The sequence below is a fragment of the Floridaenema aerugineum BLCC-F46 genome (assembly GCF_041929345.1).
GTDB lineage: Bacteria > Cyanobacteriota > Cyanobacteriia > Cyanobacteriales > Aerosakkonemataceae > Floridanema > Floridanema aerugineum.
In genome coordinates this window covers 1-14,886 of record NZ_JBHFNQ010000060.1, presented here as the reverse complement: position 1 = coordinate 14,886, position 14,886 = coordinate 1, and the positions used below count along the sequence as shown (strand labels likewise).

14 protein-coding genes are annotated in these 14,886 nt (G+C 41.2%); 7 read left to right on the top strand and 7 right to left on the bottom strand.

Annotated features, from left to right (window positions below; all coding sequences use genetic code 11):
• Entirely contained in the window at positions 1–234 is a 234-nt protein-coding gene (locus ACE1CC_RS07380) for a hypothetical protein (RefSeq protein ID WP_413269824.1), read from the bottom strand.
• Between the two features lie 150 nt (positions 235–384).
• Here ACE1CC_RS07380 and ACE1CC_RS07375 point away from each other — a divergent pair, with 150 nt between their 5' ends.
• Positions 385–2,469, top strand: a complete 2,085-nt coding sequence (locus ACE1CC_RS07375; RefSeq protein ID WP_413269823.1) for an NAD(P)/FAD-dependent oxidoreductase — start codon at positions 385–387, stop codon at positions 2,467–2,469.
• A gap of 336 nt (positions 2,470–2,805) precedes the next feature.
• Here the strand turns inward: ACE1CC_RS07375 and ACE1CC_RS07370 are convergent, their stop codons facing one another.
• From ACE1CC_RS07370 to ACE1CC_RS07360, 3 genes are all read right to left on the bottom strand, one after another.
• Positions 2,806–4,425: a mitotic spindle assembly checkpoint protein MAD1 gene (locus ACE1CC_RS07370; protein WP_413269822.1), complete on the bottom strand. Its 1,620-nt coding sequence runs from the start codon at positions 4,423–4,425 to the stop codon at positions 2,806–2,808.
• A 221-nt stretch (positions 4,426–4,646) separates the two neighbouring features.
• Positions 4,647–5,699 carry a polysaccharide pyruvyl transferase CsaB gene (gene csaB / locus ACE1CC_RS07365; protein WP_413269821.1) on the bottom strand — a complete coding sequence of 351 codons (1,053 nt, stop codon included), beginning with the start codon at positions 5,697–5,699 and terminating at the stop codon, positions 4,647–4,649.
• 306 nt (positions 5,700–6,005) lie between these two features.
• Entirely contained in the window at positions 6,006–7,253 is a 1,248-nt protein-coding gene (locus ACE1CC_RS07360) for a vWA domain-containing protein (protein WP_413269820.1), read from the bottom strand.
• A gap of 599 nt (positions 7,254–7,852) precedes the next feature.
• Here ACE1CC_RS07360 and ACE1CC_RS07355 point away from each other — a divergent pair.
• Genes ACE1CC_RS07355 through ACE1CC_RS07345 form a run of 3 tightly spaced genes read left to right on the top strand, consistent with a single transcriptional unit; the run spans position 7,853 to position 9,907 of the window.
• The gene (locus ACE1CC_RS07355; protein ID WP_413269819.1) at positions 7,853–8,539 is read left to right on the top strand and encodes an ATP-dependent Clp protease proteolytic subunit; all 687 of its coding nucleotides are present in this window, start codon (positions 7,853–7,855) and stop codon (positions 8,537–8,539) included.
• A 20-nt stretch (positions 8,540–8,559) separates the two neighbouring features.
• The gene (locus ACE1CC_RS07350; RefSeq protein ID WP_413269818.1) at positions 8,560–9,228 is read left to right on the top strand and encodes an ATP-dependent Clp protease proteolytic subunit; all 669 of its coding nucleotides are present in this window, start codon (positions 8,560–8,562) and stop codon (positions 9,226–9,228) included.
• Between the two features lie 52 nt (positions 9,229–9,280).
• On the top strand, positions 9,281–9,907 hold the full coding sequence (locus ACE1CC_RS07345) for an ATP-dependent Clp protease proteolytic subunit (RefSeq protein WP_413269817.1): 627 nt from the start codon (positions 9,281–9,283) through the stop codon (positions 9,905–9,907).
• Positions 9,908–10,387: 480 nt separating this feature from the next.
• Here the strand turns inward: ACE1CC_RS07345 and ACE1CC_RS07340 are convergent, their stop codons facing one another.
• Together ACE1CC_RS07340 and ACE1CC_RS07335 are read right to left on the bottom strand one after the other, a co-directional pair.
• Complete coding sequence (locus ACE1CC_RS07340; RefSeq protein ID WP_413269816.1) at positions 10,388–10,768, bottom strand: response regulator; 381 nt, start codon at positions 10,766–10,768, stop codon at positions 10,388–10,390.
• Positions 10,755–11,969, bottom strand: coding sequence for a GAF domain-containing protein (locus ACE1CC_RS07335; RefSeq protein ID WP_413269815.1), 1,215 nt, complete (start codon positions 11,967–11,969; stop codon positions 10,755–10,757). Before ACE1CC_RS07335 ends, ACE1CC_RS07340 begins: the two co-directional genes overlap by 14 nt.
• A gap of 191 nt (positions 11,970–12,160) precedes the next feature.
• Here ACE1CC_RS07335 and ACE1CC_RS07330 point away from each other — a divergent pair, with 191 nt between their 5' ends.
• The gene (locus tag ACE1CC_RS07330) at positions 12,161–12,763 is read left to right on the top strand and encodes a J domain-containing protein (protein WP_413269814.1); all 603 of its coding nucleotides are present in this window, start codon (positions 12,161–12,163) and stop codon (positions 12,761–12,763) included.
• Positions 12,764–12,815: 52 nt separating this feature from the next.
• On the opposite strand, the gene ACE1CC_RS07325 is transcribed toward ACE1CC_RS07330, so the two are convergent.
• On the bottom strand, positions 12,816–13,172 hold the full coding sequence (locus ACE1CC_RS07325; RefSeq protein WP_413269813.1) for a four helix bundle protein: 357 nt from the start codon (positions 13,170–13,172) through the stop codon (positions 12,816–12,818).
• A gap of 144 nt (positions 13,173–13,316) precedes the next feature.
• Between ACE1CC_RS07325 and ACE1CC_RS07320 the strand changes: the two genes are divergently transcribed.
• Both ACE1CC_RS07320 and ACE1CC_RS07315 read left to right on the top strand, forming a co-directional pair.
• Positions 13,317–13,577, top strand: coding sequence for a MoaD/ThiS family protein (locus ACE1CC_RS07320; RefSeq protein WP_413269812.1), 261 nt, complete (start codon positions 13,317–13,319; stop codon positions 13,575–13,577).
• Between the two features lie 461 nt (positions 13,578–14,038).
• On the top strand, positions 14,039–14,886 hold an 848-nt coding region (locus ACE1CC_RS07315), incomplete at its 3' end, for a tetratricopeptide repeat protein (RefSeq protein ID WP_413269811.1).

The window sequence follows — 14,886 nt, the reverse complement described above, 5'->3', positions numbered from 1 at the left end:
TTAAGCGATGCTTTCCCACGCTTGAGCGACAATTTCTTTGAGCCAACGCCGTTGCTGCTTATCCAATAAACAATCGTCAGCTAGAACTTCCTCCGTTAGTTGCTCTAAGGATTTGCCCTCAGATCGCGAAATTTGAATCACTCCAGCGATCGCAGCTGCAATTAGTTCTTCATCTATGCTTTTTTGTTTTAACGCCACTACCTCTTCTGGGCTGGCTGGAATGGGATAATTCATAGCTAGTTAATTAATTGATCTCCGTAAAGATTTACAAAAATGAGAGAATTGTAAAGATTTTTAAATTTCCATTAAGTATCGGCTATTATATCGCACTTTTACTGTGTGTCAACACCGTCTCTTTACTTAGTTTTACCGACCTTACTGAGCATGAAAGAAATCCTTTATTTAGAAGTCCCCACCCCGAATACAGATGTGGTTCGCACTTGGTTACAACAGGAGTTTGAGCCAGTTTCGGGCAAAAAAGTGATTACTCAAGATGGCTTTTGCCTGAGTTCTCCTAAAACTACAAGTAGTACTACAATTATTCCAGAAACAGACATTCAGCTTTCGGTTTTTGTTTGGTCGGTACAGCGATCGACATATTTAAAGGTATTTCGTTGGGGATCTCGACCTTTTCCCCAAGAACCACAAATTTTACAACAGTTAACCGCCCAACTCAGGAAGCAGTTTCCCAATCAATATCCTGAACCACCTGCGATCGATCTTTCTCGCCAATCAATCTTTGACGCACTCGCCCCTTACTACCCCTTAACCGTGCATTACTTCCAAAAAATGCCCAACGGTGAAGCTGACCTAAAACGTGCTTACTGGTGGGAAATGCGTTGGCGCGAAGGTGTGCGAAACCCCCTGCAACCCAAACAAGTGATTTTTGAGTCAGCAACCCAATCACAAAACAGCGAAACAACCCAAAAATACGACCTAATTTATATTGGTGGTGCGCTGGGAGTAGTTCACGCCGCAGTCATGGCGCAATTAGGTTATCGAGTATTATTGGTGGAACGTTTACCTTTTGGCAAAATGAATCGGGAATGGAACATTTCCCGAATAGAATTTCAGAGTTTAATAGATTTAGGTTTGTTTACTCCTGCTGAATTTGAAAGTGTAATTGCCAGGGAATATATCGATGGGTTTAGTAAATTCTTTGATGGGAATAACCCTCAGCATTTAAAAGCCGCAATTTTACACACTCCCACCGTGTTAAATATTGCCTTGAATTCGGAAAAATTGCTGCGTTTATGTGGGGAAAAACTTAGGGCATTAGGGGGAGAAATTTGGGATGAAACTGAATTTATCCGCGCCGATATTAGCGAAGAACAGGTGACAGTGCAATTAAAGCATTTACCTAGTCAAACCGATAAACAAGCAACTGGGCGGTTGTTGGTAGATGCAATGGGAACAGCTTCTCCTATTGCTTGGCAATTAAATAAAGGTCGGGCTTTTGATAGCGTTTGTCCGACAGTTGGGGCGGTTTTAAGTGGGATAACGCCAGAGGTTTGGGATGCAAAATATGGCGATGTTCTGTTTGGTCATGGGGATATTTCTAGAGGTCGTCAGTTAATTTGGGAATTGTTTCCTGGTGAAGGTGATGAATTGACAATTTATTTATTTCACTACCATCAAGTACACCCGGAAAATCCCGGTTCTTTGTTGGAAATGTACGAAGATTTCTTTACTATTTTGCCGGAATATCGTCGTTGCGATCTGGATAAATTAGAGTGGAAAAAGCCGACTTTTGGTTATATTCCGGGGCATTTTAGTGTGGGAAGTCGCGATCGCACAGTGGCGTTCGATCGACTAGTTGCGATCGGTGATGCAGCTTCCTTGCAATCACCCTTAGTTTTTACCGGATTTGGTTCTTTAGTGCGAAACCTTTCCCGCTTAACAGAACTTTTAGATACCGCCTTAAAACATGACCTTCTCAAAGCCAAACATCTCAACCAAATTCGTGCTTACCAAAGTAATATTGCCGTCACCTGGCTATTTTCCAAAGGCATGATGGTTCCCACAGGCAAATATTTACCACCCCAAAGAATCAACTCCATGTTAAACACATTCTTTGGAATCTTAGCCGCCGAACCGCAAAATGTTGCCGAAACTTTCATCAAAGACAGATTCGATTGGTTAACCTTCAATCGACTAGCATTAATAGCTGCAAAAATTAACCCAGCTTTGTTACTTTGGATATGGGAACTCGCTGGCGCAAAAGATATTTTCCGTTGGTTAGGTAGTTACTTCACCTTTACCTTCAACGCCTTAATTAGTTGGCTATTATCCGGTTGGTTTCCTAATTGGTTACGCAGTCAACAACCTTGGTTAGAAAGGCGTTATCCAGCACTTTGGTTATGGTTACTCTCTCAAAGTTACGCCTTCACCACTGGCATGGGAAAACCCAAAACTTGCAGCTTTCAACTCTCAGCTTACCAAAGTAAAAGCCTGGAAGTACAACACTGAAGAAAGTTTTGAATTTTGAATTCAGGACTTACGTACTGGCACTAAATATGATAAAATGGTGCGTTACACTATCGTTAACGCACCCTACAAATAGAAGTTTCAGCTTATTTTCAGCTTGGCGAATCATCATGCTAATTAATCGAAGATTAGTTTTGAGGGTAGCCAAATGAAAAGCTTAATTTATAACAGTTTATCAGCATTAGTATTTGCTACTACAACTGTTGTTACCCCTATAATTATTCATCTAAATTGGGAAATGGCAACTGATTTTTGAGCGATTTACGGGGGAAAAAAAGCTGGAAATCCGAAAAGTTGCCCATTTCTCATTTGGCGCATTTACTTAGTTTGGCTTGGTCGAGGAAAGCTAGGCAAATCGACGGCAGCTAATGATTTAATCTTCTTGGTAGTACGCTGCGGGTAAACTATAGGTGAAGGCGAACTGGGGTAAGGTTTAGAATCAACCGACTCATCGTTTTTAGCAGCTGCTAAATTAGGCTCTGTTGTTGGTGTTACTGATAGTAATTCTACTTCTTTAACCGCAGATTCTTCAGTATTTGCTGGCCAAGAATTAGAAGGTTTAGGAATTACAGAAGTTTCTTGGGGAGTAACATTTACTGTTGTACCTTGAGTGAGTCTTTCTAATTCTTCCCACATCGCTTCTTCATCGGCAGCAAAATTTGCCGGAGGATTATCTGTTGATTCTTTTGATCTGTCTGCTGCTAAATAAGGATCGGATTTGGCAATTTCTAAAAATGGGTTACTCAAAGATTCGCTGCTTGGTTCTAGCTGAGGTTGTGGTTTATTAAATTGAGGTAATATCAAATTTCTGCTACTTTCTTCTTGAGTTATATTTGATGGTTCGGTGGTAATTTGCGGCACTGATGACCAAGGTTTGATCGGTTGAGGTTTGAGTAATAATTGCACTGCTTCCGAAATATTTTGGGGGTTGGTTTGATTTTCTGAAGAGTTCAGCAAGGCACTAATTTCGGCATTAATTTCTTTGATAGTTGGTATATCGAGACATTTGTCTAATGCCGCTTTAAATTGCAGAGTATAACGTTGTTGTCGCTGTAAACGGTCTTGCAGTTCTTGACGGGTGTTTTCGGTTTGCAAAAGTAGTTGGGATTGTTCGTTGTAACGTTGTTGAATGAAGGCGCATTGACGTTCTAATTCTGCGACTCGTTCTTGGCTACTTTCTAATTGGTGATTTAAAGTTTCAATTAATATTTGCTGACGTTGGGCGACTTGATGAGAAGCTTCTAATTCGCGGAATAAGCGGCCTAATTGTTCTTGGGTGGTATTTAATTCTTTGGATTGTTCAGCGAGTTTGGTTTCGGCGGTTTGCGATCGCTTAATCTGCGATTCCAATGCTCGGTTACACTCATCTAATAATCTTTCTACATCCTGTACATGAGCAAGTAAATCGTTGTTTTGCTGTTGCAGTGCTTCACTTAAATGCACCAACTCTAAAACATCAAAATCGCCTGTTTCTGCCTTAGAGATTTCAGCTATTGCAGCACTTTCATTGTTGGACTCAGCTGTTTCGGTGCTTTCGCTAGAGCTACTATAATCCTCAGAAGTAGTATTTACGGGTTGAAATGCTTGGATCACTTCTAAATTAATTTCAAACAGATTTGTCTGGTCTACCTCTGCTGTTTCTTTTGATGATTCTCTAGAGATGTCAAACCGCAATCCCCCAGCATCTCCAATAAATGATATCCTTGGCTGTTCTTCGGGTACTGCTTTTGTTGCAGGTGTTTCTTCGGAAATCACTGCTTCTGGGGTGTTAGACTTGGCTGCACCTTGTTTCTGAATTACAAAAGATATCTCTGGTTGATTTGGTTCCTCTTGTGCGCCTAAATCTCCAACCGACTTAATATCATTGGATTGAGTCTCGTTAGCGGAGTTAGTCGGTTCTGGTATGGGATTATCAAAGGGGTTTTGGGCTTCACTCATGGCTCTAGTTCAAAAGAGTTAAGAATCCTGAATGCGTACTAGTACAATTTGGCAGAGGGTTCCAGGGTAGAAGGCTCCAAGGAAAGAAGGTTTATACAACAGCTTTTCACCTAATTTTTAACTATATAGTTATTTCTGCCATGCTGTACTAGTCGTCTCATTGTGAATAGCCTATCTCAGATCAGATGTTTATTCTAGGTTATTAGCAACATTTTTACCTTTTAATCAGCTGCTAAAGCTTGAGTTAACAATTCTCGATGAATCAGCGCTCTGTCTACTAAGGATTGAATCTGTGCTGATGATAGACTATCACCGTTAGCATAGCAGTCTAACCAAGTTTGGGTAATTATTTTCGGATCTTCAGGGATTTCTGATAATTTCCATCCGGGAATTGACAGTTCTTGCATCAGGTTGCTAACTTTTGGGTCATAGCTGAGGGCGAAACAACGACATTCCTGGGCGGCTGCCATAATCAGGCTATGGTAACGCATTCCGATCGCCATTTCCACTCCCCGAAATAATCCAAATAATTCTCTGGGGTCATCCAGTGTCAAAATTTTACTAACGCCTGGTAATTTTGACTCTAAAGATTTAGCGATCGCTAAATCTTTAGATTTCTGAAATGGTACTAGTAAAATAAAACTTTGGGTGGCTTTTTGAAAGTCTATTAGAGCTTTAGTTAAATTAGCAATTCTTTCTGGGGACAGTTGGGGATGTTGACGCAAAGTTACGGCTACTCTTGGGGCTGGTAAATCCCACAGTCCTTTTACTGGTAAACTTTCTAATGCCCATACCGGATCGGGTGCTAAACAACAGGGTATTTGCCAATTTAATAGTAGGTTAGCTGAGGCGCGATCGCGCACACTCACCAATTCACATTTAGCAAAAACTTGTTTGGCTATTGCCCGAATTATCGGACGTTCTATTGGGCCAATTCCTTGCGCCCAAGCAATAGTTCTCAGTCCAAATTGTCTGGCTAATCCCATCAATCCAGCATAATAAATTGGGCTAGCAAAACTTGTTACATCTTGCATCAAACTTCCGCCACCCCAAATAAAAACCTTCGCACTACGAATGGCTTTGAACACTTGCCAAGCTGACATTCGATCGTAACTTTCCACCTGATATCTTTCTTTAGTTTCTCGCGGATTTCCCGAAAGCACTAAAGGCTTAACATTCGGTGGCAACATTTGTAATAACGAAGCTAACAATGCTTCATCCCCGCCATTACCTTTCCCGTAGTAACCACACAATACTGCTCTAATTTGCCCCATTTGATTTATTATTGTTTGCTTGATACCAAATCCGGGTTAGTTACCCGATTGGCGTATCCTCTTCTTCTTCCTTCGTGTTCTTCGTGTCTTCGTGGTTCCATAAAAATCCCTAAACCGGGGTAATCAACCCAGATTTAGTATGATATCAGTTTAGGGCGCAACGGAAGAAAGTTTTGAGTTTTGTGTTAGGGAGAGTTTGGGGAGTTCTAAGTTTTCAGTTTTGAGTTAGGGACAGACTAATGAAATTGATTAACTTCTCAAGAGTCCCAAGAGTCCCAAGAGTCTCCCCATCTCCCCATCTACCTGCTAAGAGTCGCTTTGCAAAATTGTTTTGGAAACAATGCGGGTTTTTTTGCGATCGGCTTCCGAAAGTTCTTCCCCTGCTTGTAAGCGAGTCGCACTTGTTTGTAATACTGTAGCTGCGCCTTTATCTCCCATTTGTAAGGCAGTTTTTGCCGCAGTTTGTAACATTGTAGCTGCACCTGTGCGATCGCCTTGTTGTAATTTCGTTTCCGCAATTTGAGTTTGGCGATATTTCGCTAAAGCTAAAATTGACTTTTGAACTTGCGGATTTAAACTAGGTTGATAGTTCTGAACAAAATTACCTGTTACTGGAAACACTTCTGAAAGTAATCCTTCTTTGCCTTGAACTGGATCGTCGTAACGGACTTGTAAATTAGCTAAAGTTTGTAAACCTTCCGGCATTTGACCAATATAAAGGTTAGCTAAAATTATCCGTTGTTGGGATGTCATTAAATCTCCCAAACGCACGGAAAATTTATCGCCTTCTGGTTGGATTGGTAATTCAATAGTATCAGGAAAAACTTGGGCGATCGGCTTTAATTCCGCTAACCTCACTTTCGGCATTAAAGAAAATAGCAAATAAGCATTAGTTAACCCTACTGATTGAATGCGATTAAACAACCGACTAAAAGCATCAACCGCTTGTTCTGGTTGTTCAATATAAGACAAAGTACCGCCACCAGCATCAGCAATTTTTTCTAAAACATCTTGGTTCCAATGCAACCCAAAACCCAAAGAATTTAGCGTTAATTTATAACTTGCTGCTAATTGCGCTAACTTCAAACATTTTTCATTATCACCATGCTCATTTTCGCCATCAGTTAATAAAAAAGCTTGAGAAATAGCATCTTTTTTGCCCTTAGCCAGTTCTTCGATTCCCAGGCGCAAACCTTCATCAATAGCAGTTCCGCCATCAGGTTTAAGTTGATTAATTTGCCGTTTAATTTTCTGGGGATCTTCAATTAATTGATTAGCAACTAATACCTTGGCGCGATGATCGAAGATGACCACAGAAAGGCGATCGCCCGACTTCAACTTATCCACCAATTGCCCAGCCGCCTGTTTCACCGTTTCCAACGGTCTACCACTCATTGAACCAGAATGATCCAAAATCAGACACAAATTCAGCGGCACATTTTCGACAAATTCACCTCGAATTGCCGAAACAGAAATCTCTAATTGACGCTGACTAGTAGATTGAGTCGCATCCAAATTGCCATCATTTAATAGAGGTTGCAAACCAACTTTCATAATCTGTGCTCCCAAGGCAAAAAAAAGAATATTTAGTTATACTTAACGCGGTCAAAAAACCAGCTTTTCGGAGTCGATCGGTAAAATTAATCATTAATTAATCATTGGTCATTGGTAGGCTGATGACGAATGACTAATAACAACCAAAAGCTGAGCCTTTGACCGTTGCAGTATTGTTAAACTTCACTTAATTTGTACTTAAGCCTACTTAAATATAGACTTAAATGCTCAATTAAGCTATAATTTTAGCTCCTGACAAAGGTCACTAATGAGTGATAACTAAAATTCAGTCAGGCAAAAACCTTAAGTAATAACTTAAGTTGAAGCAGTCCCAAATATCAATCTGATGATGGGATAGAGGGTGAGTAGCCATCCATTTAGGGTAAAACCTCCTAATAAAACTAAGACCATTAATATTTGTCTATGGTTTTAGTAGCTATACTTCACGGCAAACTCAGAGGTTTACGCACGATTCCTCCAGGATAAAACACTACAAGTGGTGTAGGGATCACTACACCAGTTATATTTCAGGCATATCCCAAAGCGCGTTACTATGAAAAATACACAATGCCATACAATTAATTGGGCTCAACGCGCTTATGGAATCACCTATAAAGGCAATGCAAGCTTCATATTACGGAGATGCCTCTTTCCGAACACCACCTCCAGATTTGCCTTCCCTATTGCTGAAGGAAAGGATTGTTTATTTGGGAACTCCTATAGTTTCCCCAGATGAATATAAGCGCCAAATGGGACTTGATGTTACTAAGCTAATTATTGCCCAGTTGCTTTATCTGAAATTTGACAATCCAGAGAAGCCGATTTTCTTCTACATTAACTCCACAGGAACATCTTGGTATACTGGCGACGCGATCGGCTACGAAACAGAAGCCTTTGCCATCTGCGACACCATCAACTACATCAATATCCCTGTACATACCATTTGTATCGGTCAAGCAATGGGTACCGCAGCCATGATCCTATCCGCAGGAACAAAAGGCTGTCGAGCTAGTTTACCTCATGCCACCATTGTTTTGAATCAACCTCGCAGTGGAACAAGGGGACAAGCAACAGATATCCAAATCTACGCAAAGGAAGTCTTGGCAAACAAAGCAGCGATGCTAGATATCATGTCGAAAAATACAGAACAGCCCGCAGAAAAAATTGCCAAAGACACTGAACGGATGTTCTACATGACACCGCAAGAAGCTAAAGAATATGGACTGATCGATCGCGTCCTCGAAAGCAGAAAAGATCTGCCAGCGCAAATACCCGCCCTAGTCTAAGGAACCGCAAATTATTCATTATGCCTGTTAATTCAGCACTTCGAGTTCCGTACAATATTCCAGGTAGTACTTACTGGCAATGGGTGAATATTTACACTCGCTTAAGCCAGGAACGCATTCTGTTTTTAAATCAGCCACTAACAACTGATGTGGCAAATTCTTTAATTACGGCAATGTTATATCTGGACTCGGAAGACCAAAGTAAACCGATATACATCTATATCAATTCTTTGGGCGATCCAGTCTTGGCAGGAATGACAAATGAAAGTCTGGGGATGATGTCAATTACGGCTGGCTTGGCAGTTTATGATTCAATGCAGCACGTTAAGTCAGAAATCTTCACCATTTGTCTAGGTCAAGCAGTTAGCATGGCAGCGCTGATTCTATCATCTGGAAGCAAAGGAAAACGAGTTAGTTTACCTCATGCTTCGATCGCACTGACTCAGTTTCGCAGCCTCACCCAAGGACAAGCAACCGACATTCAGGTGAACGCTAAACAAGTGTTGGACAAAAAAACCTTGCTGTTAGAAATTTTCGCCCAAAATACTGGGCAATCAGTTGAGAGAATCGCAAAAGATACCGAACGCATTCTTTACATGACACCCCAAGAAGCCCAAGAGTACGGACTGATCGATCGCGTTCTCACTAGCAGCAAAGCCCTACCCAATAACGTTGCAGCCTTAACTTAATCAAGTCTGTTCAACTATTCCCAGCAAAAATTACACCAAACCCCCGAAAACTATGCCTATTGGTATCCCAAAAGTTCCCTATCGCCTTCCCGGTAGTACCTACGAACAATGGATCGATCTCGAAGATCGTCTATTTCGGGAACGGATTATTTTCTTGACTGAAGAAGTAGATGATACGATCGCCAATGCGATCGTTGCTTATATGCTCTACCTAGATTCCGACGATCAAGGAAAGCCAATTTATCTGTATATCAACTCTCCCGGTGGATCGGTCACTGCTGGTATGGCAATTTATGACACCATGCAATACATTAAATCAGAAGTAGTGACGATTTGTGTCGGTCTAGCCGCTTCAATGGGTTCCTTCCTCCTAGCCGCTGGCACCAAAGGCAAACGCCTAGCACTACCCCACTCCCGGATCATGATTCACCAACCATCCGGCGGTACCAGAGGACAAGCAACAGACATTGACATCGAAGCCAGAGAAATCTTGAGAATTCGTCGTCAACTCAATCAAATCTATGCCAACATGACTGGTCAGACCTTGGAAAAGATCGAAAAAGACATGGATCGCGACTTTTTCATGTCTGCTGAACAAGCAAGAGAATACGGTTTAATTGACAAAGTGATTGACGAACGTTCTCCCGAAGCCAAAGCAGAAACACTCGCCACTCGCTAATTGTAGGGTGCGTTAGGCGCAAGCCGTAACGCACCTAATGAGTAGGGTGCGTTAGGCAGCGCCGTAACGCACCATCAATTGAGGGTAGGGTGCGTTACACTGGATTAACGCACCCGACACTCTTCCCCTAATGAGTAGGGTGCGTTAGGCGCAAGCCGTAACGCACCATCAATTCTACGTTAACGCACCCTGCACTCTTGCCCTAATGAGGGCTTGCTTCAAAAAGGTAAAAGGTAAGATATGCAAAGGTTTTAGCCATTTTTTGCCCACAATAAATGCAAGGCTATCACAATCTTTTAGTGCAAAAACCTTGCCTTTTTGGGGGAAATTGTAGGCACACGGCATTCAAAAGATAACGTAGGAGTTGCAAATATTAATGATGCCCTGTCCCTACCCTCACCAACAGACTTATTCAGCAAGCCCTAATTAGTAACGCACCATCAATTCAGGATTTGGTGCGTTACACTGCGTTAACGCACCCTACACTGATTCCTCAGAAAACTTATTAATAATCGCCATTAAATGGGAAAGATCGTAAGGTTTGTTTAAGTAATGACAAATCCCCAAAGAATTAGCTAATTCTTCAATATCTGCGTAAGCTGTAAGCAAAACAACCGGAAATTTCATTCCTTGCTCGCAGAGTTTTTCGTAAACCTTTGTGCCAGTTAACTTGGGCATTCGATTGTCTAATAAAATAATGTTTGGTTGTTCTGCGATCGCTTTTTCCAAAGCTTCTTGACCATCTTGTGCTTCTAAAACTTCCCACCCTTCGCTCTCGATGAAAATAGAAAGTAGTATTCGATTATCATCATCATCGTCTGCAATGAGAATTTTACCTTTCACTGGATTACTGATATTCATAACTTTTCTTTACTGTTGGTATTCTTAGGACAAAAGGATGGGGCTGTAATTGAACCCTATTCAGTGCAGGTATTGGTATTATAGAAATTTCTCCTAATGCTAGAGTCTGCATTTCCCAGATTTTTACTAATACTGACCCACCTGAACCTACCAGTTCAAAAGCCCGTAAAAAATAATGAAAAAGATTCTTGAAAAAGATTTGGTAATCTGCCTCGACCCAAACTTCCTCCTCAGTTTGGATAATAATTTCAACTTCCCGAATTTTAGTTTCTGTCGCTAATAAATCAACTAATTCCTGAACTGCATCACTTAAACAAATAGGTTGTATTTGTTCTGTTTCTGCAAAGGAAGCGAGATTCCGCCAAAGTGTGGCTCGATGCCGAAATAACTGAATTAATTCTTCAGCTTGGTGGAGTAATTGTTTGGCATAATCAAATTTGTTTCCCGCTACTAAACGAGAGGTCATTTCTAGCCGGAGACGCGCCGCAGAATGTGCTTGAACTATATCTTGATACAAGTTATCTAATGGTTGAGCATCTTCTGGATTAGTCGTCACTACGCTACGAACATCGGCTTCCAAACGTCTAAATAACATTTCGGCTTCAACACCGTGAGAGGCACAAATTAAGATGTCTTTGAGCCGTTGTCCGACTTCCCGTTGTCGAACGGAAATACTTAATGCACCAATGACTTGATGTTTGTCATTTCGCAAAGGTATTCCTTGACAAGTAAAGGGATGAAAGCCTGCAATAAAATGTTCTGCGCCTACGATTTCCACATAGCTATTTTCGGCTAAGGGAGTTCCTATGCCATTAGCACCACCTACCGCTTCTGAAAGCAAAGATCCAGGATCAGGAACTCTTTCGGGACCATTGACACTTTGTTCGTCACCGACAACATCTAATACTATAGCGTTCTGTTCGCTAAGCATTACGGCATGGCGATCGGATTTTGCGGCTTGGGATAGTATTTTCATATAAGGACGAGCCGCACAAATCAGAGCGTCTTGTTGTTCTAGTAACCGCTGTGTATCTAATTTAGATAGTTTTTCTGCTTGCAAAGCCTGGGGATTTGCTCCCTGAATATGTGACCTTTCCCAAGCTCGGTAAATCACATCGCGCAGACTATCAGCAGAAATCGCACCGATAGCTAAATACTTCCGTCCGGCTTCTAGAGCTTCCCTGGATTGAAAAATCGTCATCGGCTCAAAACCAAGAAAATAATAGCTTACCAATCCGTCAGAATCTGTGTCTATTTACATTGTCAATCTGTCTGGGGCAAAAACAGTCTTTTCTTAACCAATTCTTAAAACCATCTGCCGCTAATTTAGGGTTACTATGGTAGTTTATCCCTGCCTTTGCTATTATCGGCGTAAGTTCTATTGTTACTTCAATGAATCTGGCAGATTGCTATAAGTTATTAGGATTAAATACTGGATCTTCTAGAGAGGAAATTAAAACCTCTTATCGTCGCTTGGTAAGAAAGTATCATCCCGATCTTAATCCTAACGATCGACAAGCGAAGGACAAGTTTATTGCTATTCAGGAAGCTTATGACTTCCTGATGGAAAATGTCAAGGAACCAGAAGTTCCTCCAGAGTCAACGGCGAGCCAACAAAAGGTAGCGACACCGCCGAAAGTCAAAGTAACTAAGACTAATAAAGTAAAAACTATTGATATTCAACCGCCGCTTTCACCGGAAGAACAAAAGTTAAAATGGCAATCTTATAATCAACTTCAGGTTTTGCTCAGAGATCAGCGGTATCCTAGAGCGATCGCCCTAGTAGAAGGATTAGCTCAACGTCTCCCCGAAGATTTAGAAGTGCGTCAGTGGCAGGCTATTACTTATCAGCGTACAGGTCGGCATTTTGTCGATCGTAAACAACTAGAAAAAGCCAGAGTTTACCTCAAAAAAGCCCTAAAAATCGACCCCCACAATCGTTCCCTTTGGCAAGAAGTAGAAAGAGACTTCCGCCGCATCGAACAAATATATTAAAATCCGTAGGGTGCGTTAGCGCCAGCGTAACGCACCATCCCTATATTCAAACTCAACTACCCAAAGATTTCAAATAAGCATTGAGTTTAGCAGACAATTCATCAACTATCGGCTTAATTTTACTAGCTTGCTCCTCCGTAATTAACTTCCGATTCCAAGCCAATCGTAAAGCATGAATAGTCTCATATAAACAACCCCTAGCTTGCCGCACTAACTGTTGATTATCTTGCTGCTCTTGCACAGTTCCCGCAGCAATATTAGCACCAATACAGTCAGCCGAAATAATTATTTGCTTACCTAGAGAATCCTTATTAAATTCATCCCAATCTTGCACTAATCGCCAAATTTCGTTAGCCAATTTTTCTGAAACTTGATAAACCGGAAGCCTTTCAAATTCTGGTTTTCCCATATAACTTTGCTCCTTAACTACTAAAATTAATTACTACATAAATACCATTATAGTTAGCTTCACCAGGTTAATTATATAATATAATGTTTATTTTCTAGCTTATCCCAGCTAAAAACAAATCAGCAATACTTAACTAAGTGTAATATGACTCAACATAAAATTACTGTTACAATTAAATTGTTTGCTGCTTATCAAGAAGCTTACGGCGTACCGGAATTAGTGCGAGAATTTCCCTCAGAAACTTCTGTGGGCAAAGTATTAGAAAACATCATTACCGAACATCCAGAACTTGCTCAATGGCGGGAAATTACTCGTTTTGGTGTCAATCTTCAGTTTGTCGAACCGGATACAGTTTTGCAAGACGGCGATGAAGTGGTGTTTATTCCCCCTGTGAGTGGCGGTTAATACAAGTACGTTGTTGCGCTTGGGCGCTTTTCCCACTGAAGTGGGAACAACGAACTAGGTTTATCTAAATCTTCGCAAAAATATTTGAAATTCATTTGTTTTCAGTCCACTTGTAGGGGCGGGTTTAGAAAGTATATTTTGTTTCTCACAGAGAATCTCACAACAAAACCCGCCCGTACTGCTATTAGCCTGTGAATTGATTCGCAGGTGGGCTAAAATCGCAGGTGCAAGATTTCAGCGAAAGAGATCCCCCATTATCCCCCTTAGCAAGGGGGACTTGAATCTAAATTCCCCTTAGCAAGGGGGACTTGAAACTAAATCTCCTTGGCAAGGGGATTTGAAAGAAATTGCGGATGACAGAGACGGGTTAATAATTTATACTTTTGGGAAAATCTTTTTAACTGCATAGGTTCTCAGGTGCTAGATATATATGCCACTGAGAAGCTTTTTAATTAACCGCTATGCGTTTACCAAAACTCTCAATTGCTACATTTATTGCTTTACTCACTGTTGTTGCAGATACTTCTATTAGTTTCTATTCGTTGACAAGTTTGCCAGTGCCAAAAGTTTTGGCGCAGACGAGTAGTGAAAAGAAAGCAGAAGCAGATCGACTTTCACAGCAAGGGATTCAGCAGTTGGAACCGAGTCGATTTAGGGAAGCATTGCAATCTTTTCAACAGGCGTTAATTATTTATCGGGAAATAGGAGAGCGCAGGGGTGAAGCAGCAGCACTTGCAGGTTTAGGTGTTGCTTACTCTTTTCTGGGAGAGTACCAGAAAGCGTTAGATTCCTCGCAGCAGAGTTTAGTCATTGCCAGGGAACTCAAAGATCCGAAACTGGAACAATTAGCTCAGAAAGCACTTTCAATAGTTCAACAACAAAATAACCCTCGGCAAGCTGAAGCAGATCGACTTTTACAGCAAGGAGTTCAGCAAGGTCAAACGAAACAATATAGAGAAGCATTACAGTCTTTGCAACAGGCGTTAATTATTTATCGGGAAATAGGAGAGCGCAAAGGTGAAGCAGCAGCACTTGCAGGTTTAGGTGTTGCTTACTCTTCTCTGGGAGAGTACCAGAAAGCGTTAGATTCCTTGCAGCAGAGTTTAGCCATTGCCAGGGAACTCAAAGATCCGAAACTGGAACAGTCAGTTCAACAAGTACTTTCAGAAGTTCAACAACAAAATAACCCTCGTAAAGCTGAGGCAGATCGACTTTTTCAGCAAGGGATTCAGCAGTTTCAAACAAGTAAATTTAGAGAAGCATTGCAGTCTTGGCAACAGGCGTTAGCTATTTATCGGGAAATTGGCGA

Excerpts from the sequence above, each read along its gene's own strand:
- ACE1CC_RS07380 (WP_413269824.1), bottom strand. The coding sequence starts at position 234 with ATGAATTATCCCATTCCAGCCAGCCCAGAAGAGGTAGTGGCGTTAAAA.
- ACE1CC_RS07375 (WP_413269823.1), top strand. The coding sequence starts at position 385 with ATGAAAGAAATCCTTTATTTAGAAGTCCCCACCCCGAATACAGATGTG.
- ACE1CC_RS07370 (WP_413269822.1), bottom strand. The coding sequence starts at position 4,425 with ATGAGTGAAGCCCAAAACCCCTTTGATAATCCCATACCAGAACCGACT.
- csaB (WP_413269821.1), bottom strand. The coding sequence starts at position 5,699 with ATGGGGCAAATTAGAGCAGTATTGTGTGGTTACTACGGGAAAGGTAAT.
- ACE1CC_RS07360 (WP_413269820.1), bottom strand. The coding sequence starts at position 7,253 with ATGAAAGTTGGTTTGCAACCTCTATTAAATGATGGCAATTTGGATGCG.
- ACE1CC_RS07355 (WP_413269819.1), top strand. The coding sequence starts at position 7,853 with ATGGAATCACCTATAAAGGCAATGCAAGCTTCATATTACGGAGATGCC.
- ACE1CC_RS07350 (WP_413269818.1), top strand. The coding sequence starts at position 8,560 with ATGCCTGTTAATTCAGCACTTCGAGTTCCGTACAATATTCCAGGTAGT.
- ACE1CC_RS07345 (WP_413269817.1), top strand. The coding sequence starts at position 9,281 with ATGCCTATTGGTATCCCAAAAGTTCCCTATCGCCTTCCCGGTAGTACC.
- ACE1CC_RS07340 (WP_413269816.1), bottom strand. The coding sequence starts at position 10,768 with ATGAATATCAGTAATCCAGTGAAAGGTAAAATTCTCATTGCAGACGAT.
- ACE1CC_RS07335 (WP_413269815.1), bottom strand. The coding sequence starts at position 11,969 with ATGACGATTTTTCAATCCAGGGAAGCTCTAGAAGCCGGACGGAAGTAT.
- ACE1CC_RS07330 (WP_413269814.1), top strand. The coding sequence starts at position 12,161 with ATGAATCTGGCAGATTGCTATAAGTTATTAGGATTAAATACTGGATCT.
- ACE1CC_RS07325 (WP_413269813.1), bottom strand. The coding sequence starts at position 13,172 with ATGGGAAAACCAGAATTTGAAAGGCTTCCGGTTTATCAAGTTTCAGAA.
- ACE1CC_RS07320 (WP_413269812.1), top strand. The coding sequence starts at position 13,317 with ATGACTCAACATAAAATTACTGTTACAATTAAATTGTTTGCTGCTTAT.